The 24,673-nt window shown below is 69.9% G+C and carries 24 protein-coding genes; 6 read left to right on the top strand and 18 right to left on the bottom strand.

The annotated features are described in order from the left end of the window. Positions 1 to 152: 152 nt before the first annotated feature. Entirely contained in the window at positions 153 to 338 is a 186-nt protein-coding gene (locus tag MMF94_RS39945; protein ID WP_241042698.1) for a DUF4177 domain-containing protein, read from the top strand. 72 nt (positions 339 to 410) lie between these two features. Beyond that, positions 411 to 1,658: a DUF418 domain-containing protein gene (locus tag MMF94_RS39940; protein ID WP_241042697.1), complete on the top strand. Its 1,248-nt coding sequence runs from the start codon at positions 411 to 413 to the stop codon at positions 1,656 to 1,658. 128 nt (positions 1,659 to 1,786) lie between these two features. Here the strand turns inward: MMF94_RS39940 and MMF94_RS39935 are convergent, their stop codons facing one another. The 3 genes from MMF94_RS39935 to MMF94_RS39925 are packed head-to-tail and all read right to left on the bottom strand — an operon-like array spanning position 1,787 to position 3,963. Then, positions 1,787 to 2,539, bottom strand: a complete 753-nt coding sequence (locus tag MMF94_RS39935) for an amino acid ABC transporter ATP-binding protein (protein ID WP_277398943.1) — start codon at positions 2,537 to 2,539, stop codon at positions 1,787 to 1,789. Then, entirely contained in the window at positions 2,536 to 3,204 is a 669-nt protein-coding gene (locus tag MMF94_RS39930; protein ID WP_241042696.1) for an amino acid ABC transporter permease, read from the bottom strand. The genes MMF94_RS39935 and MMF94_RS39930 overlap by 4 nt, the downstream gene beginning before the upstream one ends. Then, the gene (locus MMF94_RS39925; RefSeq protein ID WP_241042695.1) at positions 3,205 to 3,963 is read right to left on the bottom strand and encodes an amino acid ABC transporter substrate-binding protein; all 759 of its coding nucleotides are present in this window, start codon (positions 3,961 to 3,963) and stop codon (positions 3,205 to 3,207) included. It lies immediately after the preceding gene. A 593-nt stretch (positions 3,964 to 4,556) separates the two neighbouring features. Here MMF94_RS39925 and MMF94_RS39920 point away from each other — a divergent pair. Continuing rightward, entirely contained in the window at positions 4,557 to 4,721 is a 165-nt protein-coding gene (locus MMF94_RS39920) for a hypothetical protein (protein ID WP_241042694.1), read from the top strand. A gap of 245 nt (positions 4,722 to 4,966) precedes the next feature. On the opposite strand, the gene MMF94_RS39915 is transcribed toward MMF94_RS39920, so the two are convergent. The 8 genes from MMF94_RS39915 to MMF94_RS39880 all read right to left on the bottom strand — a co-directional run bounded on the left by MMF94_RS39915 (position 4,967) and on the right by MMF94_RS39880 (position 12,704). Then, complete coding sequence (locus MMF94_RS39915) at positions 4,967 to 5,434, bottom strand: peroxiredoxin (RefSeq protein ID WP_241042693.1); 468 nt, start codon at positions 5,432 to 5,434, stop codon at positions 4,967 to 4,969. 151 nt (positions 5,435 to 5,585) lie between these two features. Continuing rightward, entirely contained in the window at positions 5,586 to 5,978 is a 393-nt protein-coding gene (locus MMF94_RS39910) for a PPOX class F420-dependent oxidoreductase (protein WP_241042692.1), read from the bottom strand. Between the two features lie 225 nt (positions 5,979 to 6,203). Next, positions 6,204 to 6,956 (bottom strand): hypothetical protein, encoded by a 753-nt coding sequence (locus MMF94_RS39905; protein WP_241042691.1) that lies wholly within the window; start codon positions 6,954 to 6,956, stop codon positions 6,204 to 6,206. After that, positions 6,943 to 8,493 carry a VWA domain-containing protein gene (locus MMF94_RS39900; RefSeq protein ID WP_241042690.1) on the bottom strand — a complete coding sequence of 517 codons (1,551 nt, stop codon included), beginning with the start codon at positions 8,491 to 8,493 and terminating at the stop codon, positions 6,943 to 6,945. Before MMF94_RS39900 ends, MMF94_RS39905 begins: the two co-directional genes overlap by 14 nt. Beyond that, positions 8,493 to 9,608: a hypothetical protein gene (locus tag MMF94_RS39895; RefSeq protein ID WP_241042689.1), complete on the bottom strand. Its 1,116-nt coding sequence runs from the start codon at positions 9,606 to 9,608 to the stop codon at positions 8,493 to 8,495. The genes MMF94_RS39900 and MMF94_RS39895 overlap by 1 nt, the downstream gene beginning before the upstream one ends. 379 nt (positions 9,609 to 9,987) lie before the next feature. Continuing rightward, positions 9,988 to 10,695, bottom strand: coding sequence for an alpha/beta hydrolase (locus tag MMF94_RS39890; protein ID WP_241042688.1), 708 nt, complete (start codon positions 10,693 to 10,695; stop codon positions 9,988 to 9,990). A gap of 162 nt (positions 10,696 to 10,857) precedes the next feature. Next, positions 10,858 to 11,568: an alpha/beta fold hydrolase gene (locus MMF94_RS39885; RefSeq protein WP_241042687.1), complete on the bottom strand. Its 711-nt coding sequence runs from the start codon at positions 11,566 to 11,568 to the stop codon at positions 10,858 to 10,860. Positions 11,569 to 12,347: 779 nt separating this feature from the next. Beyond that, complete coding sequence (locus MMF94_RS39880) at positions 12,348 to 12,704, bottom strand: hypothetical protein (RefSeq protein ID WP_241042686.1); 357 nt, start codon at positions 12,702 to 12,704, stop codon at positions 12,348 to 12,350. A gap of 68 nt (positions 12,705 to 12,772) precedes the next feature. Between MMF94_RS39880 and MMF94_RS39875 the strand changes: the two genes are divergently transcribed. Next, positions 12,773 to 13,042: an MEKHLA domain-containing protein gene (locus MMF94_RS39875; RefSeq protein ID WP_241042685.1), complete on the top strand. Its 270-nt coding sequence runs from the start codon at positions 12,773 to 12,775 to the stop codon at positions 13,040 to 13,042. Between the two features lie 77 nt (positions 13,043 to 13,119). Next, positions 13,120 to 14,196, top strand: coding sequence for a hypothetical protein (locus MMF94_RS39870; protein ID WP_241042684.1), 1,077 nt, complete (start codon positions 13,120 to 13,122; stop codon positions 14,194 to 14,196). Positions 14,197 to 14,407: 211 nt separating this feature from the next. On the opposite strand, the gene MMF94_RS39865 is transcribed toward MMF94_RS39870, so the two are convergent. After that, positions 14,408 to 14,806, bottom strand: coding sequence for a VOC family protein (locus tag MMF94_RS39865; protein ID WP_241042683.1), 399 nt, complete (start codon positions 14,804 to 14,806; stop codon positions 14,408 to 14,410). Positions 14,807 to 14,897: 91 nt separating this feature from the next. On the opposite strand from MMF94_RS39865, the gene MMF94_RS39860 reads away from it, so the two are divergent. Next, positions 14,898 to 15,941 (top strand): helix-turn-helix transcriptional regulator, encoded by a 1,044-nt coding sequence (locus tag MMF94_RS39860; protein ID WP_241042682.1) that lies wholly within the window; start codon positions 14,898 to 14,900, stop codon positions 15,939 to 15,941. A 179-nt stretch (positions 15,942 to 16,120) separates the two neighbouring features. Here MMF94_RS39860 and MMF94_RS39855 read toward each other — a convergent pair whose 3' ends face one another. The 6 genes from MMF94_RS39855 to MMF94_RS39830 form a co-directional block, all read right to left on the bottom strand. Next, positions 16,121 to 16,777 carry a TetR/AcrR family transcriptional regulator gene (locus tag MMF94_RS39855; RefSeq protein ID WP_277398945.1) on the bottom strand — a complete coding sequence of 219 codons (657 nt, stop codon included), beginning with the start codon at positions 16,775 to 16,777 and terminating at the stop codon, positions 16,121 to 16,123. A 229-nt stretch (positions 16,778 to 17,006) separates the two neighbouring features. Beyond that, positions 17,007 to 19,331, bottom strand: a complete 2,325-nt coding sequence (locus MMF94_RS39850; protein ID WP_241042680.1) for a hydantoinase B/oxoprolinase family protein — start codon at positions 19,329 to 19,331, stop codon at positions 17,007 to 17,009. Positions 19,332 to 19,342: 11 nt separating this feature from the next. Beyond that, positions 19,343 to 21,445, bottom strand: coding sequence for a hydantoinase/oxoprolinase family protein (locus tag MMF94_RS39845; RefSeq protein ID WP_241042679.1), 2,103 nt, complete (start codon positions 21,443 to 21,445; stop codon positions 19,343 to 19,345). A 15-nt stretch (positions 21,446 to 21,460) separates the two neighbouring features. After that, positions 21,461 to 23,062, bottom strand: coding sequence for an FAD-dependent monooxygenase (locus MMF94_RS39840; protein ID WP_241042678.1), 1,602 nt, complete (start codon positions 23,060 to 23,062; stop codon positions 21,461 to 21,463). Then, positions 23,059 to 23,802: an alpha/beta fold hydrolase gene (locus MMF94_RS39835; protein ID WP_241042677.1), complete on the bottom strand. Its 744-nt coding sequence runs from the start codon at positions 23,800 to 23,802 to the stop codon at positions 23,059 to 23,061. The genes MMF94_RS39840 and MMF94_RS39835 overlap by 4 nt, the downstream gene beginning before the upstream one ends. Then, positions 23,799 to 24,101, bottom strand: a complete 303-nt coding sequence (locus tag MMF94_RS39830; RefSeq protein ID WP_241042676.1) for an isochorismatase family protein — start codon at positions 24,099 to 24,101, stop codon at positions 23,799 to 23,801. The genes MMF94_RS39835 and MMF94_RS39830 overlap by 4 nt, the downstream gene beginning before the upstream one ends. Positions 24,102 to 24,673 lie beyond the last annotated feature (572 nt).

Genomic DNA, 24,673 nt, shown 5'->3' with positions numbered 1-24,673 from the left:
ACAGCGAGCTGTACCGCACGCTCGAGCACTTCCTCGCCCGGCACCTGGGCGCACGGGTATTCACGACTCCCTCATCAGCCGCCCGATGCTGAGCGGCAGGACACACGGGTCGGGGTTGAGCATGCCGCAGCGGCACGGTGTCGACTGGGGACATGACCAAGGTTGTCGAGCACAAGATCGTCAAGTTCGGCCTCGGCTGGAAGGGGTTCGACCACGACGAGATGGAGCGTCAGCTCAACGACCTGGGCAGCCAGGGGTGGGAGGCCGTGAGCAGCCTGCAACCCAGCGTCGGCGCGGTGGCCACCGACATCCTGGTGCTCCTCAAGCGAGCCCGGTGACGGGCGCGATCCCCCGCCCGATCCGGCTGTGGCGAGCCGCTGGCCACCATCACCTGTGCCAGGAGGCATGCCGTGTCCACTCCCATCCGAAACACCCCGCCGGAAGGCCGCGATCCAGCCCTGACCGCAGCGCCGACGCCGGTCGCCGAGCGGGCCCTGGCCCCCGATCTAGCCCGCGGGATGATGCTGCTGCTCATCGCGCTCGCCCACGTCCCGTGGTTCCTCTGGACCTCCGAGACCGGCTCCACCCTGCTGCACCCGGCCGAGGGTGGCATCGCCGACCGGATCGCGCAGGCCGTGACGATCGTGTTCGTCGACGGGCGGGCCTGGACCCTGTTCGGGTTGATGTTCGCCTACGGCATCGGCCAGCTCCACGCCCGGCGGATCGCCGCCGGGAGCCCGGAGCGCGACGTCCACCGGCTCCTGCGCATCCGCCACTGGTGGCTGCTCGCGATCGGCCTCGTCCACGCCGCACTGCTGTGGCAGGGCGACATACTCGGCACCTACGGAGTTCTCGGGCTGCTGCTCGTCCCGCTGTTCCTGCACCGCAGTGACCGCACGCTGAGGATCTGGATCGGGGTTCTCCTCGGCGTCGCCGCTCTCGGCAACCTCGCCCTCGCCGCCCTCGGCCAGGTCGTTCCCGCGGGGGCTGGGGCGATGGCCATGCAGCAGCAGGCGGCCGCCGAGTCGAGCTACCTCGTCTCGGTCCTGCTCCGACTGGGGCTGTGGGTGCCCACCCCGATCTCCTCGCTGATCGGACTCGTCATGCCCGCCGCGTTCCTCATCGGGATCCTCGCCGCCCGCCACCGCGTCCTCGACGAACCCGGCCGGCACCTGCCGCTGCTGCGCCGCACCGCCGTGCTCGGCCTCGCGGTCGGCTGGGGCGCCGGCACGCTCCAGGCGCTGCTCCACCTCGGCGTGCTCGTCGTGCCCAACCCGTCGGCGTTCGTGCACCTGCACCTGTTCACCGGCATCTTCGCCGGCGTCGGCGCCGCCGCGGTGTTCGGGCTGATCACGCACCGGATCAGCGGCGCGACCCCGCCGCTCCCCGCCCGCGCGCTCGTCGCGCTGGGCCGCCGGTCGCTGTCGGGCTACCTGGCGCAGTCGCTGATCTTCGTACCCGTGCTGGTGGCGTGGGGCCTCGGGCTCGGCGCGCACCTGTCGAGCGCCACCGCGATGCTCGTCGGGATCGGGGTGTGGCTGCTGACCGTCGTCGTCGCGCACCGGCTCGACGTCGCGGGCATCCGCGGCCCGGCGGAGGTGCTGCTGCGGCGCCTCACCTACCGGCCCCGGGCCTGGCCGTGCGCGAGGCGGCGCTGATCTGGCGCACGGTGTCGATCGTGTCCGACCTGCTGGCGGCGATCTCGATCGCCACCCTGCGAGTACGCGGTCGTCGGGCCCGACGACCGCATCGTCGACTTGCGCGACACCGTCACCCGTCACACCGGCTAGATCGGATCCAGGATCCGCCGGAGGAACTGCCGGGTGCGGGCCTCGGCCGGGTCGCCCAGCACCTGGGCGGGCGGCCCGGACTCCAGCACCACCCCGCCGTCGGTGAACAGCACCTGATCGGCCACCTGCTGGGCGAAGCGGATCTCGTGGGTGACGATCACCATCGTCCAGCCATCGGCGGCCAGGTCCTTGATGACCCGGAGCACATCGCCGACGAGCTCCGGGTCCAGCGCCGAGGTCGGCTCGTCGAAGAGCATCAGGGTGGGCTTGAGCGCCAAGGCGCGGGCGATCCCGACGCGCTGCTGCTGGCCGCCGGAGAGCTGGTACGGGTACTCGTCGGCCTTCTCCGCGAGCCCGACCTGCTCCAGCAGGGCCATCGCGACCCGGATCGCCTCGGCCTTCGGCCACTTCTGCACAACCACCGGACCCTCGATCACGTTCTGCAGCACCGTCCGGTGCGGGAACAGATTGTGCGCCTGGAACACCATCCCGCTCTGGGCGCGGAAACGGGTCAGCGTCGCGCGGTCGACGGGCCGGGCGAAATCGACCGAGACTCCACCGATGCCGATCACGCCGGCGTCGGCCCGGTCCAGGGCGTTGAGTGTGCGCAGCACCGTGGTCTTGCCCGACCCCGACGGCCCGATCACCGCGGTGACGGTGCCGGCCGGGACGGTGAACGTGATGTCGCGTAGTACCTGCAGGTCGCCGAACGACTTACGCAGGCCCCGCACGGTCAGCAGATCGGTCATCTGGCCACGTACCTCTCCAGTCGTGCCTCCACCCGGTTCTGCGCGAACGACAGGACGAAGCAGATGACCCAGTAGTAGACCGCGGCCACTCCGTAGAGCGCGAAGAAGTCGAACGTGGGCGCCGCCGCGAGCTGGGCGACCCGCAGCAGCTCGGTCACCAGGATGGTGGAGGCCAGTGAGGTGTCCTTGACCAGCGAGATGAGGGTGTTGGACAGCGGTGGCACGGCGGTGCGCGCCGCCTGCGGCAGGATCACTCGCTGCAGCGTTGTCGCGTACCCCATGCCGATGGTCTGCCCCGCCTCCCACTGCCCCTTCGGAATGCTCAGGATCGCCGCCCGGATCACCTCGGCCGCGTAGCCGCCGACGTTCAGGCTGAACGCGACCACCGCCGCCGGGAACGGGTCGATCACCACCCCGAACTGCGGCAGCGCGTAGAACACGATGAAGAGCTGGACCAGCAGCGGCGTGCCGCGGATGACGGAGATGTAGCCGCGCGCGAGCGCCGAGAGCGGCCCGGACTTCGAGATGCGGGCCAGCGCCACGAACAGCGCGACGACCAGGCCGAGCGCGAAGCTGATCGCCGTCAGCGGGATCGTCTGCGTGACGGTGGCGACCAGCATCGGCCACAGGTTGCGCCAGATCAGCTCCCAGGTCGAGGAGTCCACCTAGCTGCCGCTCACGTCCGAACCGAAGTACTTCTCCGAGATCCGCGTCAGCGTGCCGTCCGCCCGCAGCTCGGCCAGTGCCCGGTTGACCTCCTCGATGAGTCCGCTGCCCTGGCGCGCCGCGAACGCCTGCTCGCTGGTGTCGCCGGTGGTCCCGGCGACCTTCACGCCGGTGTCGCCAGTGGTCTGCTGGTACTCCCCCACCGCGAGGGTGTCGTTCACGGTGGCGTCGACGCGACCGTCCTTGAGTAGCTGGACGGCCTGCACGAAGCCCTCGACGGCCTCCACTTCCGCCCCGGCCTCGCGGGCGACGCCGGCCCAGTTACTGGTGGCGGACTGCGCGGTGGTCCGGCCCCGCAGGTCGGCGAGGCCGGTGATGTCGGTGTTGTCGGCGCGGGTGACGATCACCCCCTCGGACACGGTGTAGGGCTCGGACAGGTCGTACCGGGCCCGGCGTTCGTCGTTGATCGTCACCTGGTTCGCGACCAGGTCGAAGCGCTGCGCCTCCAGCCCGGCGAAGATCGCGTCCCACGGGGTCTGCACGAACTCGACGGTGCGGCCGAGCCGGGCTCCGACGGCTTGGACGACCTCGATGTCGTAGCCGGTGAGCTGACCATCGGGACCCTGGTAGCTGAAAGGGCTGTAGGTGCCCTCGGTCCCGACCCGCAGCGTGGTGGTGCTGTCGGAACCGCTGCTGCATCCGGCGAGCATGGCGGCGGACAGCAGCGCGGCCGCTGCGACAAGGAACGTGCGACGCACGGAACTTCTCCTTCGGATGACGGACGGCGGCGCGCTGCGGGGGCAAGTAGCGCAGCGCGCAACCCGACCGGTCGGGTCACGTGGTGTGGCTATCGAGGTGAGCGGCGTGGCTATCCGGACACCGGGCGCCAGGGGCAACGACAGAGCGCGGCGTGGGTACGGCACAGGTCGACGTGCCGACGGGACCACGCCGGCCACGGCACTGCGACCTGCCAGCCCCGTCCAGCCCGCACGATCACTCCCATTCGCTGCAAAGATCCACACAGTAGGTGCCGATGGGGCAGCCTTGTCAAGGCTGTGAACGACGTTTACCTGCCATGTCGCCGAATCCCGCCGCGGTCATCCGCTCCGGGTCCCGCACGGCAGGAACCACGGCTGGAGTCTTGGGCCGTGGCGAGATTTGGCCCGGCTCGCCTTGCGGTTCGTGGCCAGGACTGTCGCCGAGCATCTCGAGGCGGCAGGGCGGACATGGGGGGTTGGGCCCCGGGGTCCTGCGCTGGAGCGCGCCCGTCGCCGGGAGCCCGCGCGGCCCCTGGGAACTCCGCAGCCCCGACGCGAGTTGACTCAATGATTACCAAAAGATGGGGGAGATGATGGCCAGCCCGCTTCGCAAGATCGGCGAGTTCTTGAAGAGCCCGCAAGGGCGGAAGCTCACCGAGCAGGCCAGGCGCTACGCGCAGGACCCGCGCAACCGCGCGAAGGCCCAGCAGATGATCGACAAGCTCCGGGGCGGCAAGGGCAGCTCCGGGAGGCATTGACCGCGAGCCGATCCCCTCAAAGCTGCGCCGCCGGCACACCGCGACAGCGCTCCCTACACGTACGGGCGGGATCGTCGTGCTGGTACATGCCGGCATGGGTGCCTCGAGCACGGCCTGCAGCACCTCGGTCCTACTCCAGGCTGCACACCCCGCCGTATCGCCAGGCAGAGTAGACACGGCGGGGCCCGCATGAACGATCGTGTGCCGGATCGCCATCGCACACACGACCTTGCCCGCGGTCCTGCCTAGTGAGCGGCCCGATGCCTCTTGAGGGCTTCGATCGCCTGGTCCGCATGCAGATCGAACTGCGTCTCGCTCGCGATCATATGGATGAGGCGACGGTCCCGGCCGATGACGAAGGTGATCCGTCGAGTGTGCAGACCGCCGGGCAGGAACCACCGGTAGGCGCCGAGTCGCTTTGCCACCCTGTTGCCCGCGTCCGTGAGCAGGGGGTAGCCCAACGCGTTCGAGGTCGCGAACACGCTCTGCTTGGTCACGTTGTCGCTGCTGATGCCCACCGGCTGGGCACCCACAGCGGCGAACTCGCCGGCCAGATCGCGGAAGCGGCACGCCTCCTGCGTACAACCACCGCTGGAAGCGATCGGATAGAAGAACAGCACGACCGGACCATGCACGAGGAGGCTGCTGAGCCTGCGGGGGGTACGCGTCTCATCCTCCAGCTCGAAGTCGTCGACCTGGTCGCCGATCTGCATACCGAACCTCCTGGCAGTGATTGTGGGCGAGCGCTCGCATCCGATGTTCGCCGGCGAAGCACGAACGGTTCACGAGCATCTTCGCGAGGTGCGGACTGTCCACATACGACATCACGGAGGTCTGCGGCGCCGACGTTCGGATTGATCGGATTCACCCGCCGGATGTCCTGAGCTCGTAGTGCAGCGTCTGATAGTGCCTCACGCGGTGCAGGAACGGTACGAGAGCTCTGTGCAGGAAGGGGTACTTGCCGGCCAGCGCGCGGGCGGCACGGACAGCGTCCTCTCCGGTGAGCAGCCTCGCCCGGGCGTGCATGGCCGGGCCGATGGGCGTGCCCTTCATAGTGCACGGAGCGATCTCGACCTCCGGGTTGTTCCGCATCCGCTTTGCTTTCCCGGCCGCGTCATAGGTCCGCACGAAGGCGCGGTCCCCCTCGACCGCAATGCTCACAGCGGTGCCGACGGGCGTGCCGTCTCGCTTGAACGTGGTGAGCAGGATCGTCTTCTGCCCTACGAACGGTTCGAACGGCGAGGGAGCGATAACCATGAGTACCTCCGGGACGAAGAGGGCGAGCCGACGTGTGTACCTCTCCCATGTAGACGGTGCGCGATGGGCGTCTGTGACAGCAGCGGATCGCTGATGCGCTGAACGTCCCGGCCCGCGGGCGGCGACCGCGGCGCCCGTGCCCGAGAAATCCTCGCCCGCCAGCTCATTCGAAGGCTTCGGCGAGCATGTGCACCACGCCGGCGTGCGGGGAGTCCGCGTGAGTGGTCAGTGGAACACCGCGGTAGGGCGCACCTCCAGCGTCTTTGTCGCCGCGTCCCACGTCCCGACCCGGCCGAGACACCGGAACGTCCCGGAGAACAGCTCGTTCGTGCGCAGGCCGGCCGCCGCGCAGACGATTCGGACCTGTGGACCCTGGGCGGGATCGTCCGGCTCACCGAAAGGGGCGTTGAGCGTGACGGCTTCGGGGGTCCGGTCGACGACCCGGAACTCGCCCTGGATCAAGAGAAAGGTGTGGATCCGCTGGAGGCGGACGTGCTCGGTCGGCGGCTGACGATTGAATGCTTTGTCCAACGCGTCACTCGCCTCCACCTCCTGGCTGATCAGGTCCACGTCGACGATGTCGTGTGCGTTGTCCAGGACCCCAAGGACGATCGAGATGATCGATATCGGCGAGTCGTTGACCACGTACCTCTCGAAGACCTCGCTGGTGACACCGCGCTCTGCGTCCACCATCAGCGGGTCGAGGTTGGCCGATCCCGCGAACCTCCGGCTCGTGCTGACCCTCTTCTCCACCTGGCGGCTCAACGCCGCTGCGTACTTGCCTCCGTACCGGTGGTAGAGGTCCATGACGAGGCGCGCGTCGAGGTAGATGCAGATGTCCTGGCGGGGCGGGGACCTGTAGTAGGTCCGGTAGCGGAGCACGATGGCCACCGACGACGCCAGCAGCGCCGCCGTGGCGCCCCATACCAGCAACCACGGCCACCACACGGCCAGCCACGATTCGTCAATGACAGCCACGGAGGTCCTCGAATGCGGTGGTGAGTTCGGTGTCGGCGTCGACCGACCGGCCGCCGGTGGCCGTCGCGACCCTTGCCAGCTCGGCCGCATCGGCCTCGCCGAACCGGATGGTGAAGATCGGCGCTGGGGGCCGCCCCGCAACAGCGAGGCGGGCCAGGAACTCGTCGGCGGTGAGCCCAGCGTTGTTGATCCCGTCGGTCATCAGCACGATCGACACGGGCCGGGCGGCGTCCGTGGCGAGTGCCCGCGCCGCAATGCCGTTCGCATGCTCGGCGGCGCTCCAGACCGCCGTTCGATCGTCGAAGGAATCCTTGTTGACGAACTCGCGCAGCGCTGCCAGCTCGGCAGGGTCGTCGGCGGCGAACTCGCGCTCGGCGAGGACCTCGCCGCCGAAGCGGACCACGGTGATCCGTTCCCCCGCGTGGAACCGCACGAACGACGCCTCTCCTGGCCCGCTCAGCTGGACGAACGCCGCACGCAGCGCTGCGATCCGGTCGCCGCGCATCGAGCCGGAGAAATCGAGCACGAAGATCACATGAGCAGGCGGCTGGGTGCCGATCGCCTCGTAGTTTGCAAGCAGCGCGTCAACGACCTCCAGGCGGTCCGGGAAGTACAGCGCGTTGCCCGTAGTCGCCGGCAGCTGCGGCGGGCGCGGAACGTTCGGGTCGATCGGCCGTCGCGCGGTCTGATCCATGATCCGCCGCTGCACCTGTTCCGTCAGCAGCCAGTCGACGACCCGGTCGTACGCGTCGCGCTTCGCCGGGTTCAGCAGCAAGAGCGGGAAATCTGACTGGATGATCCCGTCCGCCGGATAAATGATCTCCATCGGCTCCGCCAGCCGGCCGCTGGCGTTGAGCGACAACAGCGTGGACTCGGGCGCCACGAGCGCGTCGAGCTCAGCCTCGCGGGCCATGAATCCGTCGACGAGCGCGGCGGACGTCTCGGCACGCACTGCGTGCCCGGTGAAAAAACCGCGCAGGCGGTCGCAGGTGAGGTCCTCCAGCTGCAGCGCGCGGCCTGTGTCAGCGGCTGCCGTAGCAACTCCGACGAGTGCGGCGAGCCCACTGCCCGAGCGCCGCGGCTCGGCCATGCCGAATCGCACCTCGCCCGCCGCCGCGCTCGCGGCGATGTCGGCCCACGAGATCGGCCCGCCGGCCCGCAACCGCTCGGCCGTGGCCCGCTTCATCCCGACGACCACCGGCGACAGCATTATCGACGTGCTCAGCGGCCGCGGGCCGGTGTATCCCGATGCAGTGAGCTCGAGCTGGAAGTAGCGGTCGGACGACAGCCAGGCCGCGTCGTGCCGGTACTCGCCGGGCTGGAGCGCGCCCACCGCGTCGAGACCGTGGTCCATGTCGAGCTGCAAGTCGACGCCGGTGTCCGCTCGGAGGTCAGGGAGCAGGGGCGCCAGGTCGGCCAGCTCGGGCGTGGCCAGCACCCGCAGCGTGAGCGGAGCTTGCGGGCTGACGACGCAACCTGACAGCACGGCAAGAGCCGCGAAGAGCGCGGCCACGGCACGCAGGATCGACGAGACCATCACGGCATCGGCAGGCAGTCGCCGACGGTCGTGATCATCGCCTCCAGCATCGGCACGTCCGGCAACAAGCCCCGCGTGTAGCTGGTCGAGATCGCCGGCGCGGGCACCCCCCGCTCGGCAAGGAACCGCGGCAGCTCGGAGCTGGAGTTCTCGAGGCGCGGGTCGAGCACGCGGTAGCCGAGTTCCAGCGCCCGCCGGCGCAGCACGGAGTCCGTACCCAGGAGTTCTGCCAGCGACTGAGCATTCTCGTTCAACGCCACCACCGTCGGCTCGCTCTGGAACTCGACATCCGGGTAGAGCAGCACGCGGTCCTGGTCCGGCTCGCCGCCTCCATCGACGCGCTGCAGCTGGTAGGCCAGGTACTGGTGCTCATAGATCACGACGATCGGGAGGATCCCCCGCCCCTCGGGGATGAAGTAGATCCCGTCGGGATTGCGCGTCGGCAGGCCCTGCTCGCGGAACAGCGGCTTGATCTGGTGCGCCAGATCGACCGCGTCGGGCACCGAGACCGGCACGCCGCCGCGGATGACGTAGGCGACCAGCCCGAGATAGGTGGCCGCACTGTTCGCCGCACACACGTCGGTGGTCTGAGCGAGGACGGTGTTGCCGTTGGTGAAGCCCCAAGCGCCGATGCCCAGCGCGTCCCACGACTGGCCGGCGCGTGCCAGCTCGAGGAACTCATCGAGGTCGAGGTCGTAGTAGAACGGGTGCTCTGGGTCCTGGTTCGCCTGCGGCCTCGCGACACCCGCCGCGCGCAGCGTCTCCGCATACTCCCGGTAGGTGGCAAGCACGATGGGACTTACGAAGACCCGGTAGGGCGAGGAGTACTGCTGGGCGGCGACCCGGCGCTCTGCGACCAGCTCCGCGGCGGGCTGACCTGACGGGAAGACGAAATCGACCCCGTCGAGCGGCACCCGCGCCGCCTCGCGGGAGCCGAGCGCGGTCAGCTGCACCGCCATGTGGTGACGCAGGAGCTGGGCACGCACAACGGGGTCGTCGAGGTACTGGATCTTGGAGCCGCCGACACCCACGAGCGTCACAAGCCGCTGAAACGGGAGTGCTGTCGTGCCCGACGCGATCAGTGCGGCGATCCCGACGATCGCGAGCGCCGTCACAGGAATGAATCGCCACAGGAACGAGCGGCGCCGGTAGAAAGGAGCAGCCCGTGCACGGACCCTCAACGCCGGTTCGGCCGCCGCCGTCGGTTCAGACGCCGTCGGTTGGGACGCGGACACCGTGTTCGTTCCCCCGCAGATCAGTCGCGCTACGCCTACGGACAGTCGCGGGCCGATGCTACCCGTTATGGGTATCCCGCTCCCCCGTTCGGGGGCGACTCTCATACGCCGAGTTCAGCAACGGCGCCGGTCTCTCGTCAGGGGTTGGGCCCTGCTCAGTCGCAGAGTTGCGTGGGCGGGTGCCAAGGACGGCGAGTTCGACCTCCCCGCATAAGGGCGCCGGCCTGGCCGCCGCGGAAGCGACGAACCGCCTGCTGCGTCAGGCCAGGATCTCGGTCAGGAGTTCGGCCAGCTCGGCCGGCATGGACAGGAAGGGCGAGTGGCTGCTGGGCAGGTGGTAGACGGCATCGGTGCGGGTGGCCAGCCACTCTTGCCTCGAGGGCGGGAGGGCTTGGTCGTCGTCGCAGACGATGTAGCTCGACGGGATGCTGTGCCAGCCTGCCTGCGTCACCTGGTCCGCGAAGGACCGAGCGCTGTGCGGCACGAGTCGGGAGACAGCGTCATTGCGCAGGTCTTCCGGCACGTCTCTTCCGTAGAAGGCGTCCCCGTCCGGGGGTGGGATGGCGCCCACTGCGCTCTCGCGGTCGGGCTGTGGCCGGCCGGCGAGGGAGATCAGGCTCTCGCCGACGTCGGGCACGGTCGCGGCCAGGTAGATCAGATGCTGGACGTTGTCCGCGCCCGGCGTCGCTTGGGTCGTGGGGACTCCGCCATAGGAGTGCGCGACCACGGCGAGCGGGCCGTCGACGTCGCTGATCGCTTCCCGAATGACCTGGGCATCATCGAAGCTGCTCGGCAGCAGGCCCGACTTGGTGACTGCCTCTGCGGCCACTGCACTCGGCAACTGGACAGCTCGCGTGCGCCAACCCAGAGCAGCGAGTTCGGGCTCGAGCTGCGCCCAGCACCATGCTCCATGCCAGGCCCCGTGGACCAGGAGCACTGTGGGGCGCTCGGACAGCGGAAAAGGCATCGGCTTCTGGGCTTGCCTGGGTTTCGTGGACACGTCGGTGTCAGGCCGCGGGTGCGGCTCGGGTGTGAGCTTGTTCGTAGTCGTTCAGGGCAGAGTGGCGGCGCGGTGTCTCCAGCGGGGTCGGTCCGAGCACGGTGATCAGCAGATCCCGCAACGACGGCGTCAGCATTCCAACAGTGCCTGCGCTACCTGGTCGGGACAGGTCAGCATCGACTGGTGGCCGCCCGGGACCATCACCGGAGTCAGGCCGAGCCTCGCAGCGAACTCGGTACCCGGCCGAGCCAGGACGAGGTCGTTCTCGCTGAGAACATATGCCACCGGTACGCCAAGCGTGGTCACGTCATCCACGTCGAGCGGTTCGGTGAAGTGGGCGCCCGGCTGAGGCACCAGGAGTTCGAACAGCAGTTGCCGTGCCTGCTCGCCCCATTCGGGCGCCAGCAGAGGCATCTGGTCACGTGTGATGGCGACGCTGCCGTCGGGAGATGCCTCGATCTGGGCGTGCAGCATCGCAGAATAGGACTGGTTCTCATCGATGAGAGCTACGCCGCGCGCCGGCACGAGGGCGTTGAAGTAGATGACCTTCGCGATGCGATCCGTCAGCCGATGCGCGGCGCCCGTGATGAGATAGCCGCCCCAGCTGTGACCGACCAGCACGACGTTGTGCAGGTCGTGCCGTTCGACCTCCGCCACGACGTGGTCGACGGCTTCAGACAAGTGTCTGCCGGTACGGTCGTCGCCGTCCGCAAGACCGGGCACATCCAATGTCCGAGCATCGTGACCGGCAACCCGTAGCCGCCGAGCGACCGGCTGCCACGACCACCCGGCTTGGTAGCCACCGGGAACCAGGAAGAACGTGGTCGAGCTGCCTGACATGGTCATACTCCTTCGGTAGGCCGTCTGATCGGGTCGGTGGTCCGGTCCCTGCGACCAGGCCCGCGCCGCCGCTCTCACTGATGAGCGCGATTCGCCGTAGGGGTCGACTCCGGGCTCATGGGCGTGCGCGGCCAGCCAGGCGAGGCCGCATGGGCGTCCTCGACGGAGGTCGGATGAGGGTGTTCGGCGGCAGGACGACAGTCGACGGATAGCCAACGGAGGCCGCTGTCGGCGGCGTAGCCGGCGACAGCGCGATCGACAGGTTGCACGGGTCGCCGCGATCAACGCCACCCGAGCGCACCGACGGGACGCGTATCGGCCAGTGCCTGGCGAACAGGTCGGCGGGGCGGGTGACGTCGGCGTGGGCCAGGTCGGCATCTCCACCATCCACCATGGTCGTCACACCGGCACCTCCACCCCTTATGTATGTAACGCTCACTATACATCGCTACCGCGGCTTTGGCGGTCAGGACCCGGAGGCGGGTCCAAGCCGCAGGTCTCGACCATGGCCGCCGGTCGAGGCTCGGTCACCGGCCGGCCGCCACCGTCGCCCAGGCCGGCATCGAGGTCGCCGAACAAGGCCTGTTCGCCGGCTAGGACCCGGCCACCGGGCGCTTCGAGATCGGTGTCGGCGCCGGCGGCGCGAAGTCCTACCGGACCCTGCACACACCCGGCCGCGGTATCGAGCACGGCCTGATCGCTGGGCCCGCCAGGCAATGGCCACACCAACAACCTGAGCCTGGTGCCGGCCGAGGTCATTCAGGCCCCACACTTCGAGGTCATGGTCGCCGGCGCGCTGGACGCAACGGCCTCTGTGACACCTTCGCCTCCATCGCCCGCGCGCCGGCCCACACCTTCGGCGAGACCATCGATGTGCTCGAGCGCGCCGTCCGCGAGGTGACGGTCGCCGTGGTAACCGCCGAGAAACGGGCGGATATGCCGATCGAGCCGGTCAGGACGGGACCCGCCTCCTGATCCTGACCGGCAAAGCTGCGATCGCGGTGTATAGTGAGCGTTACATACACACCGGCGAAGGTGCCGGTGTGACGACCATGGTGGATGTTGGAGATGCCGATCGGGCCTACGCCGAGTTCGGTGCAGGCCCGATCGGCGCACTGGTTCGGCCGTGGCGCCATGGGTGTTGGTTCCGTCCGGTATCACTGCCCGTTCTGGCGCATTTCCACGGGTGGGTGCGGGGGGTGAAATGCTGTCGTTGCCGTCGCAGATCGATGCTGCGTTCGCGGAATTGCTGAGTGCGGAATTGCTGAGTTTCGAGCGCGTCGTCGGCGCGGCATTGCTGCCACTGGGTGTTGCCGGCACCGATGAGGCGCGCCGGCTCTACGTGGACGCCCCGTTCCTTCTGCTGGCTCACGACACGTCCGCGGACCCGCTGTTCGTCTACGCGAACCGCGCGGCCCAGGCGTCCTTCGAGTACGGCCAGGCCGCGCTCGTCCGCAGGTGGACCGACGCCTGACGGGCACCTCCTCCGACCTCCGACCTCCGTCGGGCTGCTGCATCCCGCGGCCCGGATCACACCACTGAAAGGGAGACATGAACGACTCGGACGGCGCGCTCGGGCTGAACATCAACGGTGACCCGGGCCCTCTCACCCTGGCCGAGATGGACGTTGTCTCGGCGACCTGGCTCCGGGCGTTCCTGCCCATGACCGACGCGGACGGTGGATCCCTCGTCGATCAGCCACCGCTCCGCCTGGTCCTCGCGGCCGCCGAGCGCGGTCGCGGCACGGTGCTGTCCCTGAAGTTCCCCTACACCCATAGGCCCGTGCCGGTTCCCGGCAGCGAGGCGTTCGCGCGCGAGGTGCAGCGAGTGGACGCGCTGCTGCCCCTGGTGATGGACGTGGTCGACATCCTCGTCGTCGGCAACGAGCCGTTCCTCGAGACCCGCGAGGAGGACCGGGACACCGGCCGCCTCAACGCCTTCTACGAAGCTCTCGCCCGGCACGTCATCGGATATCGCGACATGCGGTTCGGCCCCGCCTGCCGGACCCGCCTCTACATGGGAGCACTGAACCACCTCGACCGCCCCGGCGGGCGCTCGGCGGCGACGGACCGGTGGATGACCTTCACGCGCGATACGCCAGCCCTCGACGGGGTGGACATCCACCCGCACCTGTCGGCACCGGAGGACGACCGGCACTACCTCGACTACATCCTGCCCCGGCTGCGTCCCGACCAGACGTTCCTGGTCACGGAGTTCTCCCTGGTCCAGTTCTGGAAGCGCCACCTGAGCGACCGGCTGGCCGCTCGGTACGCCGACCGGCACGGGATCCCCCGGACGACACTGGTGTGGGAGGAGATCAAGAGCGCCCTCGACCGGCCGTTCCCGCAACGGCGGTGGGACGAGTTCCTGCGGTCGAACCCGTGGTTCTCGCAGCACGAGGACTACCTCCGGCAGCAGGTCGAGACGTTCCGCGGTACCGGCCGGCTCGCGGTGGCGACCTACGCGGCGGTGCAAGGCGCGGCGAACGTGAAGGACTTCGGAGCGGACTCGGTGCCGTGGTTGCTCAACAGCCTGTTCTGCCCCTTCACCGTGCAGCGCGCCGACGACGGCGAGCTCGGCCGGAACACCACGTGGACCGACGCGTTCCGTGCGCTGCAGCCGGGATGACGAGACGCCCACACACCACTCCGCCCCGGGTGAGGTTGTCATGACGTCCTAGCCGGCGTCGGTGACGATCAGAATCCGCGGGTCACCGGGTCACCGGGTCGCCAGTGCCCAGCCGTGATCAGCCGCTCGACCACCGCGCGGGGCTGGTCGGCGGTGATCGGTGGCATCGTCGGCGGGCCCGAGCCAAACCGCATCCAACAGCGCGGTCTTGTCAGCGAGCGAACTTCTCGATGGCAGCTGGGGCGACGGGGGTGAAGAAGTTGACGAGGTTGCCGTCGGGGTCGCGGAACAGGAGCGCGCGGTTGCCCCAGGGCATCGTGGTGGGTTCGTTGACGAAGTCCTGCACGAAGCCGGTCAGGTTCTGGTGCACGCTGTCCACGTCGTCGACGAGGAACTCGATGATGATGCTGCGGTTGTCGGCCGGGTGGGCGGAGCCGGGCGCCAACAGGGGGACGGTGCGGGTGCTGGCGATCGCGAGGGTGGCCGAGGCGGTCCTGAGCTCGGCGAAGTCCTCGTTGGCCCAGTTCGCCCGCACTGCGGTGGCGCGCTCGTAGAAGTCTACGAGGCGGGCGACATCGCCGGTGATGATGCGGATCGAGACGAATTCCATGGGTTGTCTCCTCATCGGTCAGTGCTTGTGACCGCACGGTAGGACGTATACCGGGCAGAACCCGCCCGGTATCTGCGGAAGACTTCTCGATATGTCCCGACCCATTGCTCGCGTGCTCACCCTGCTGGAGCTCCTGCAATCGGGAGGAATCCGGACCAGGGCCGAACTCGCCGACCGGCTCGACGTGGACGAGCGCACGGTGCGGCGCTACGTCGACCACCTCATCGACCTCGATGTGCCCGTCGAGTCGGTGCGTGGCCGCTACGGCGGCTACCGGCTCGCCTCCGGTTACCGCATGCCTCCGCTCATGCTGAGCGACGACGAAGCGCTCGCCGTGCTGCTCGGCCTGGTCGCAGGGCGCCGAGCCGGATTGGCGGTGGCCACGGGCACGGCAAGTGAGACGGCAGCAGCGAAGATCCGGCGGGTGCTGCCCGAGCGGCTCGGCCGCAGACTCGACGCCGTGCTCGGCTCTATCGCCTTCACAGCTCCAGCCGGTAAGCCAACCTCCCCGGAGACCGCAGTCCTGCTCTCGATCGCCGATGCGGTGAGCCACCACCGGCCGGTCTCGATTCGGTACACCGCCGTCGACGGCCGGCGCAGCCAACGCACGCTGCACCCGTACGGGCTCGTCGCCCACTCGGGTAGGTGGTACGTGACGGGTGCCGATCCCGCGATCGGCGAAGACCGGACGTTCCGGCTGGATCGCATCGCCAGTGCGAGGACCCTACCCGGGTCGTTCGACCCGCCCGACGGACTCGACCCGGCGGAGCGGGTCCTGACGGGGCTCGCCACCACTCCGTACCGGCACGAGGTGACTCTGCGGATCCAGGGGACTGCCGAGCAGATCCGCACCCGGCTTCCCGCCAGCATCGCGATCGTGGCGGAGTCACCGCCGCTGATCAGCGCAGACCCGGACACCTTGCACTGGCCCCGCGTCGAACTGCGGGTGGAACGGCTCGACTGGCTGCCGGCCGTGCTCGCGTCGCTGGACCTGCCGTTCGTCATCGAACGACCGAACGAGCTCCGGGACCTCGTCGTAGCACTCGCCAGCCGGCTCACGCAGTCCGCTCATCGGCGTAAGCAGGGGTTCGAAGGCTGTGGGAGCTGGGAGGAACGGACAGAGGACGGGAGATGAATAGCGGCTGAGGTGAAACCCTCAGGAATGAAGGGTGCCAGATCACCATCGGCCGGGTCGAGCGGAACCTCGACGTGTTCGCGGGCGTCCGCGATGAGCTACGGGCGCTGGTCAGCTGACCGAGCCTGGCGGCCATGAAAGCGGCGCGCGGCGGCCCCCTGCGGGGCATGGGGAGGGATTCACCGATCCTTGCCGTCGGGAATCGTTCCCTCCTCGCGGCCGTGCTGTTGTGCCAGTCCGCGGATCAACGAGATGAACGGCGCGACGTGCGAGCTGTACGTCGCGCCGTCGAGGCTGTGGGCCACCGACAACCCGTCGGTCATCGCCCGTCCGAGCACAGCCAGTTGCTCGACGAGGACCTTGCCGTCCTCGTCCCCACCCGGCGCGAAGATGGGGGTGAGGGCGTCGACCCAGGACGCGTGGGCGTGGTCGCGGATGCGACGCACGGTGCTGCGCACCGTCTCGGAGTCCTTGTGCGGTCCGACGCTGACGGCCAGTAGGAGACGAAGGTAGTCCGGGCGCCGGTCCAGCGAGCGGCACGCCGCCGTGAACCACGCCTCGAGGCGATCGATCGGTTCCCGGCCGTCGAACGAGGACGGATTCGGGAACAAGGCGTGCAGCTCGTCGAACGTGCGTTCCAGCAGGGCGGCGAGGACGCCGAGCTTGTTCCCGAAATGGTAGTAGATCGAGCTGGCCGGTAGCCCGGACTCCGCGCACAGGTCCGAGACGGCCATGCCGTCGTAGCCTTTACTCGCGATGAGGGTTCGAGCCGCGTCCAGGATGACGTCGCGGCTGCTAGAACCGGCAGCGGACGACGCGGAGTTCGATGCCCTCACCACGGGACCATGGTAGGGATGGCCCGGAGTAGGAGCGTCGGGGCGGGAGCCGATCCTGCGTGAGCGCTACCGGTCCCGTCGCCGTGCCCCACGGCAGACGACGTCGTTGACCAGGTCCACCCCGCAGCGTCCAGCTGTGCCGGAAGTAGCCCCATGTTTACGCCGGCTCCGACGATCAGGACGCCGACATGGCCTGCGTCCTCCGCCTGCCGGTGAGCACGCGGGCCCGTCACGTCCAGCTCCGGTAGTCGTCGTCGGGCAGCGGGTGGTCGACGGGGACGACGCGGGAGTGCACGGCGGTCAGGCAGCCCGGGCAGAACAGCTGCCGGAAGACGACGTCCGCGTCGACGTAGACCGACGGATCGTGCCAGATGTGAGGGCCGGCTTCGGCCGGGGTGCCGTCGCGGCGGGCCAGCGCGGACGCGAAGGCTCCCCCGGCGAGAGGGCCGTGTTCCGCACCGCACTGGGCGCACACGACGGTTCTCCCCTCCGACGACTCCCGGACGGCGAGGTTGTCGTCGAGTCGGCGGGCCCCGGTCAGGTCCGGCGCGGCGATCGGCCTGAGTGGCGTATCGGGCAAGCCCGCGCCGGTGGCGCGGCGGCGGCGAAGCTCCTCGCGTGTCTCCTCGGTCGCGGTCACGTCGACCTCGCCGTCGTCCCGCAGGACGACGCCGTAGACGTCCCGCGCTGCCTCGGCCGAGACGCGGACCTGGAGCACGTCGTCGCGCACGCTCCCGGCGGGGCGCAGCAGCGGATCGCCGTAGCCGCCGCCCGCCTGCCAGTGCAGGAACAGTGCGTCGCCGGCACCGAGGGTCGACTCCCCCTCGCACGGCAGGACCTCGACCGCGCCGCCGAGCTCGTCCAGGTCTGCGGGGATGGCAGTCGCCCCGGCGAGCTGGGGCACGTCGATGCCGCGCACGACCAGGTCGAGCTGGGAGTTGCCCGGGTAACCCCCGGCCAGCCCGACGTTCTGGTTGGCGACCTTGCCCGTGCCGGAGACCACCAGCGACATCGTCCCGGCCTGGTCCGGGTGCTGCACGTAGCAGACCGAGCCGCTCATCCCGCCCCGCTGCCGACCGGGCCCGCCGGAGTCGGTCTGCTCCCGCCGCCACAGGGCGACGAGCGGGTACAGGTACTCGGTCATCTCGACGTCGGGGGCACGCGCGGAGGGGATGATCAGCCTGCCGCCGGTGTCGACGCCGTCGTGGTGCACCTGGGCGCCGTAGCCGCCGGCCATGACGTCGAAGACGGGTGAGACGAACCCCTGGCTGGCGCCGCCGCGGACGTCCACTCCGGAGACCACGCACAGGTCGGTGGTGCCGTTGCAGATCGACTGCACGTCGGTGCGGTGTGCGGGTTCGGCGTCCAGCATCTTGGCCAGCACTTCGGCGACGAGGTTGCCGGCGCCCCAGGCGGGGCCGAAGGGGCCCTTGCCCACCGCTGCCGGGAACGAGGCGTTGGTGATCGTGTCCTCGTCGGTGACGATCTCGAAGCAGCGCATGAGACCGCCTGCTGCCCACGGGATGTCGCCCGCCAGCAGCGGCAGCACGGTGAACACGATTCCGGCCCGCAGCCCCGGAAAGGGGCAGTTGATGATGCCGGTCTGCCCGGCGGTCCCGCGGAAGTCGAAGACTAGCCGGTCGCGCTCCTTCGACATCGCCACCTTGATGGCGTGCAGACCGCGGTCCCCGGTCTGCGACTGCTCCTGGTAACCCACCGCGGTCCAGGTGCCCTCGGGAAGTGTCGCGAGCTTGGCCCGCAGGCGACGCTCGGCGTCGTCCATCATGCGGCGCATCACGGCCTTGACGGTGTCGGCGCCGTACCTGCCGATCAGCCGGAGGATCTGATCGGCCGCGTTCTTGTTGGCCGCGACCTTCGCCCGCAGGTCCAGCCCTACGAGGTGAGGGAGCCGCGACCGGCGCACCCAGGCATCAGCGACGTCGCGCTGCAGCACACCGCCCCGGACGACCTTGATCGGTGGGGTGGGGAGCGCCTCACCGAACACGTCCTGGGCGGAGGGGCTGAACGAACCCGGGCGCGGTCCGCCCAGGTCGACCTGGTGGGCGATCGCCGTCGTCCACCCGAAGAGCTCGCCCTCGTGGAAGATCGGAGCCAGGATCGCCGCGTCGTTCTGGTGCAGCCCGCCGCCGATCCACGGGTCGTTGCACAGGAACATGTCGCCCTCGGCGATGCCCGGGTTGTCACTGCGGTGGCGCAGCGTCCAGGTGATGGCCAGGTCCATGGAGCCGATGAGGCCGATGTTGTACGTGCCGACCTGTACCTGCTCCCCGAGCTCGTCGCAGATGGAGAAGTTGAAGTCGTTCGACTCCGTGACGACGTGCGAGCCGGACATCCGCTGCAGGGTCTCCCCCATCTCCTGGGTGATCGCCCAGAGCCGGTGCCGGACGACCTCGTAGGTCAGGGCGTCGACCTGCTCGGCCTGCTCGTCGTCGATCTGGTGCAGCGGCAGCGTGGCCGAGATCTGCGCCAGCAGCTCCGCGCGCGGGAGGGGGCGGCTGGTGAACTCGTCCGCGCCGGGGATCTTCGATGCCATGGGAGTCGTCCTCACTGATAGCGCAGCACGAGGTTGCCGAGGCGGTCGACGCGGCCGGTCACGCCGGCAGGGACCACGACCACCGTGGTCGGCACGTCGACGATCGCCGGCCCGACCAGCTCGTGGCCCGCGCGCAGCCTGGCGTAGTCGTAGACGGGAGTGGACACGAAGCCGATCTGCGAGTCGTGGCAGACCTGGCGCTCCTCGAGCAGGGCCGGGGACGGGTCGGTGTCGTCGGCCTCCGGGACATCCGGCAGGACGACCGGGAAGCCGAGGCCGGCCCTGGCCCGCATCCGGTAGGTGATCGCCTGCACGCCGGCCTCGCGGAAGCCGGCTCCGGAGCCGTTGATCCGCTCGTACTGCTCCTCGAAGCGCTCGACGATCTCATCACCGGTGCGTTCGGTGAGCTCCGTGTCCGGCAGCGTCACCGCGAGCTCGTTGACCTGCATCGAGTAGCGCAGGTCGATCTCGCGCTGCAGCGTCACGTCGTGGAACTTGACCTTCTGCCGGTCCAGGGCACGTTGCAGGTCGGCCTCCAGCCGGTCGAAGTGGGACTCGAGCACGGTGTGCGCCACCGGGAACGCCGAGGGATCGGACAGCTCGGCGCTGAGCGCGACGTCGGAAGCGGCGAGCCCGTAGGCCGAGAACGCCGAGGCGACCGGGCCGAGCGGCACGACGACCTCGGCCACCCCGAGGTCCTGGCAGTAGCCGGCGCAGTGCGCGGGGCCGGCACCACCGAAGGCGTAGGCGACGAAGTCGCGCGGGTCGTACCCGGCCTGGACCACGGCCCGCCGGAGCAGGTCGCCGGCCTGGGCGTTCTGCACCTCGTGGATGGCGATGGCGGCCTCCTCGACGGTGAGGCCGAGTGGCTCCGCCACATGCTCGCGGATCGCCTCGCGCGCCAGGTCCCTTCGCAGCGGCTTGCGCCCGCCCAGCAGCCCGCGCTCGCTCAGGATGCCCAGGACGAGGTTCGCGTCGGTGTTGGTGGGTCGGGTGCCGCCCCCCGCGTAACAAGCAGGGCCGGGAACGGCTTCCGCGCTCTGCGGGCCGAGGCGGAGGTTCCCGCCGGCGTCGACGGACGCGAGCGCACCACCACCCGAGCCGATCGTGTGCACGCGGATGGTGGCCGCGTTGATCGGGAACTGGTTGACGACGGAACCCGGCGCCATGACCGGCTCCCCGTCGACGATCAGCCCCGCCAGGAAGGTCGTGCCGCCGACGTCGGTGGTGATGACGTTGCGGTGTCCGAGCTGCTCGGCCAGCCGCTGGGCGCCGATGACCCCGCCGGACAGCACGGATCCGACGGTCGTGATGGCGTGGTCCGGTGCCCGGTCGGCGGTGATCGTGCCGCCCTCGCTCTGCATGACCAGCAGCGGGCCCTTGAGCCCGCCGTCCTCCAGCTGCCGTTGCAGCGGCGTCAGGTAGGTCCGCAGCCGCGGCCCGATCTGAGCGTTCATGATCGTCGTGGACGTCCGCGAGAACTCGCGGATCCGCGGGCTGACCTCGCACGACAGCGTGACGTACAGATCCGGGGCGATCTCGTGGATCAGCTCCCGGACCCGCCGCTCGTGGTCGCCGTTCTTGAACGACCACAGCAGGCAGACGGCGATGGCCTCGACCCCCTGCTCCACGAGCGTGCCCGCGACACGCCGCACCTCGTCCTCGTCGAGCGGAACCAGGACCCGGCCGGCATGGTCGATCCGCTCGGTGACCTCCAGCGCCCGGTACTTCGGGATCAGCGGCGCGGGCTTGCGCTGCCGCAGGGTGTCCTGGATCTCGTGCGCGGACCGGCCGAGGGTGCGCCCTTCGGCGTTCATGATGTAGATCGAGTCGCGGTGGCCCTTGGTGGCGATCAACCCCACGGCGGCCACCGAGCCCTGGACCAGGGCGTTGATGGACGCCGTCGTGCCGTGGGCGATGTAGTCGGTCCGAGCCAGCATCTCGCCGACGCCGATCCCCAGCCCCGCGGCGAGCTCCTCGATCGCGCGCATGACACCGACCTCGCGATGGGGCGGGGTCGTCGGTGTCTTGGCCGACACGATCCGGCCGGCGCCGTCCGAGGCGACGGCGTCGGTGAAGGTGCCGCCGACGTCGATGCCCAGTGCGTATGGCATGTGCGCTCCTGGTCCTCAGCTCTGGTGGGCGGCGACGCGCCCGGTGACCGTCCGCAGCAGCTCGTCGGCGCGGCCCTCGGCGCCGCCCATCCAGGCGACGTGCTGGTCCGGGCGCACGAGCAAGAACGAGGTGGGATGACGGCCGGGCAGGTCCACCACGGTCAGCGGGACGCCCAGTTCCCGCGCGGCGTCGATCCAGACCTGTACGTCGGTAGCCTCGTCCGTCCGCAGCAGGGTGAAGTCCGGGCCGAGCGCGTCGAGCACGGAGCGGCCGTCCTCGAGCCAGGCGTGCGGCAGCCGGAACCCGACCTGCGCCCGGTCCTGGTAGCCGCCCATGCCGATCGCCGGCTGCTCCTCGCCGCCGACCACGAGGGGCGAGCCCGCGTAGTGGTAGCCGAAGCTGAAGCCGTCGGGCGAGTAGCGGGCCGGTTCGGTCACCGCGAGCCGCTGCGCGAGCGCGGCGCGGGCGTGCTCCCCACCCAATCCGGGCAGGTGGATGTCCGGCGAGACCTCCGCGAGGGAGGCCCGGGCCGCCGATGCCACCGCGCTCGCGAACTGCTCCCCGACCGGCTTGCGTTCGAGCTCGTAGGCATCGAGCAGCTCCGGCGGTGCCCACCCGTGGTGCACGGCGGCGAGCATCCAACCCAGCGTGGCCGCGTCCTGGATGCCGGCGTTCATGCCGAAGCCGCCGATAGGGATCCAGATGTGGGCCGCGTCCCCGGCGAGGAACACCCGCCCCTCGCGGTAGCGCTCCGCGACGAGCTGGCGACCGGTCCAGCGCACCGTCCCGAGCACCTCGTGCTCGACAGCTCCGCCCACGGCCTCCCGCAGCAACTGCTCGGGGTCCTCGTCGTCGGTGTCGTGATCGGGGCCGAACGCGACGTGGTTCAGCCACAGGTCGCCGCCGTCGACGGCGATCAGCGAGGCGAGCCGGCGGCCGTAGGTCCAATACGTCCAGGCCCGGTCACGAGCGGCGAGCCGGCCGAGCTCCGCCGAGCGGACGAACGTCGACACGAAGTTCTGGATGGCGTCGACGCCCTGGTATCGGATCCCCAGCTGCCGCCGGACGGCACTGTGCGCGCCGTCGCACCCGATCACGTAGGCACCGTGCAGGACCCTCGTCGTGCCCTCGGACTCGATCACCGCCTCGACCCTGTCCTCGAACCGGTGCAGCTCGACCAGCCGGGCCCCGCGCTCGACGGTCAACCCGGGAATCTCCCGCGCACGGCGCTCCAGGATCGGCTCCAGGTAGATCTGCGAGATCCGGTGCTGCGGCTCCGGCGTGGGCCAATCCTTACGGAGCTTGCCTGCCAGCACCTCGCCGGACGAGGGCTGGTCGAGCCGGAAGAGCTCCTCGCCGACCATGGTCGTGCGGTACAGGATGGACGTCGGGTGGTCCGCGGGGAGGCCGGCTCGGCGCACCTCGTCGGCGACGCCGAGCCGCCGGAAGATCTCCATCGACCGGGCCGAGGTGGTGTTGCACCGCGGGTTCACCGGCCGCTCGGTCGTCGCCTCCACGACGACACACGGCACGCCGCGCCTGGCCAGGTCGATGGCCAGGGTGAGGCCGGTGGGACCGGCGCCGACGATCAGGATGCCGCTGCCTGCGTGGTTCATGCGGTCAGGAACTCCCCCACGAGAGCGCAGAACTCGTCCGGTCGGTCGACGTGTATCCAATGCCCGGCGCCCGGCACGACCTCGAGGCGCGCACACGGAAGAGCATCGACCAGACGCGCGGAGACGTCGACCGGGCTGACCCGGTCCTGTTCCCCGTGCAGGGCGAGGACCGGATTGGGCACGGTGGCGAGATCCACGGACGGCTGGTCCCCCGCCTCGAACATGGCCCGGAAGGCCTGCTCGGCACCGGGCCGCAGCGCCTGGTCCAGGCGACGGTCCGCGAGTTCGTCGAGGAGATCCCGATGGGCGCCCTCGTCGGCGACGCGGCGGGCGAGCGTCGCACGCATGGACTCCCTCGTGGGATCGTCGTAGAAGGGAACGGCACGGGGAGGTGGCCCGGTGCCGGCGCCGCCCATCACGACGGCCCGTTCGACCCGCTCGGGGGCCTCGGCCAGCAGCGCCAGCGCGGCGGCGCCACCGGCAGCCGAGTTGCCGAGCAGGTGCACGCGGGAGAGCCCGTGCTCGTCGAGCAGGTCCAGGACCTGGTGAGCGCGGGCCCGCGCCCAGGCCGCCGGCCCGTGCAGGCCCTCCGTGCCCGCGATCCGCGTGCCGAATCCCAGCAGATCGGGGGCGAGCCACCGGAACCGTTCCGCGAACCGGGGCCGGACGCTCGCCCAGTTACTCGCGGCGTCGACGCCGGGACCGCCGCCGTGCAGCAGGACGAGCACGGGCGGGGTCACGGCAGCCGGGACAGGAACGTGTCGGCGTCGGTGACCTCTGACGACGTCAGACTCATGATCCGCAGCGCGGCCAGGTGCATCTCGCTCGCGGGCATGGCGCCGAAGCCGACATCCGGGTAGTCGCAGGACGCGCACGCGTCGGCGAGGACCACGGAGCGGAACCCGCAATCCAGCGCAGTCCCGAGCACGCAGCACTCGGTCGACGTACCGGTGAGGACCACCGTGTCGGCGCCGAGCCCGCGCAGCACGATCTCCAGGCCGGTGGCATGGAACGAGTTGTAGCAATGCTTCTTGATCATCAGCTCGCCGGCCTACAGCGCGATCTCGGCGTAGATCTCCACCCCGCGCCCGCCGTCGACCAGCGCCGCACCGGGTCATCACGAGGACGCGAGGCGATCGGGTAGTCCATCGACTCGGGCAGGAACTGCGGCCCGGTCACGAAGATCGACCGTACCCGAACGGACCGGCCAGCAGGCTGGTAGCGACACCGGCGACGAGCGACCCGAGCCCGCAGCCGGTCGTGATCAGAGCGACGGACAGGCCCCGGCGCCGGTGGTTCGAGTGCTCCGAGACGAGGCCACCGCGTGACCGGCGAGTGTGAACTTGCGGCGGCCGATCCGGTCGGCGAGCGGGGCGAGGCACAGCGCACCGAACGCGATGCCGGCCCGACCGCTGCTGAGCAGGATGCCCACCTGCTACGGCGACAGGCCCCCACTCGCGGGCGATCGCCGGCCCGACGAGGGACGTCAGCAGGAGATCGAACCCGTCGACCAGGTTCTTCACCAGGCACAGGGCGACCGCCTGACCTGGACACGACTCATCGGTGCGGCCTTGACCCGCTCGAGGACGCTCATAGGAACCTCGCTTCGTC

Origin of the sequence: Pseudonocardia alaniniphila (assembly GCF_022524485.1) — a bacterium.
In the GTDB taxonomy this organism is placed as follows: domain Bacteria; phylum Actinomycetota; class Actinomycetes; order Mycobacteriales; family Pseudonocardiaceae; genus Pseudonocardia; species Pseudonocardia alaniniphila.
This window is presented reverse-complemented; position numbering and strand designations above follow the sequence as displayed.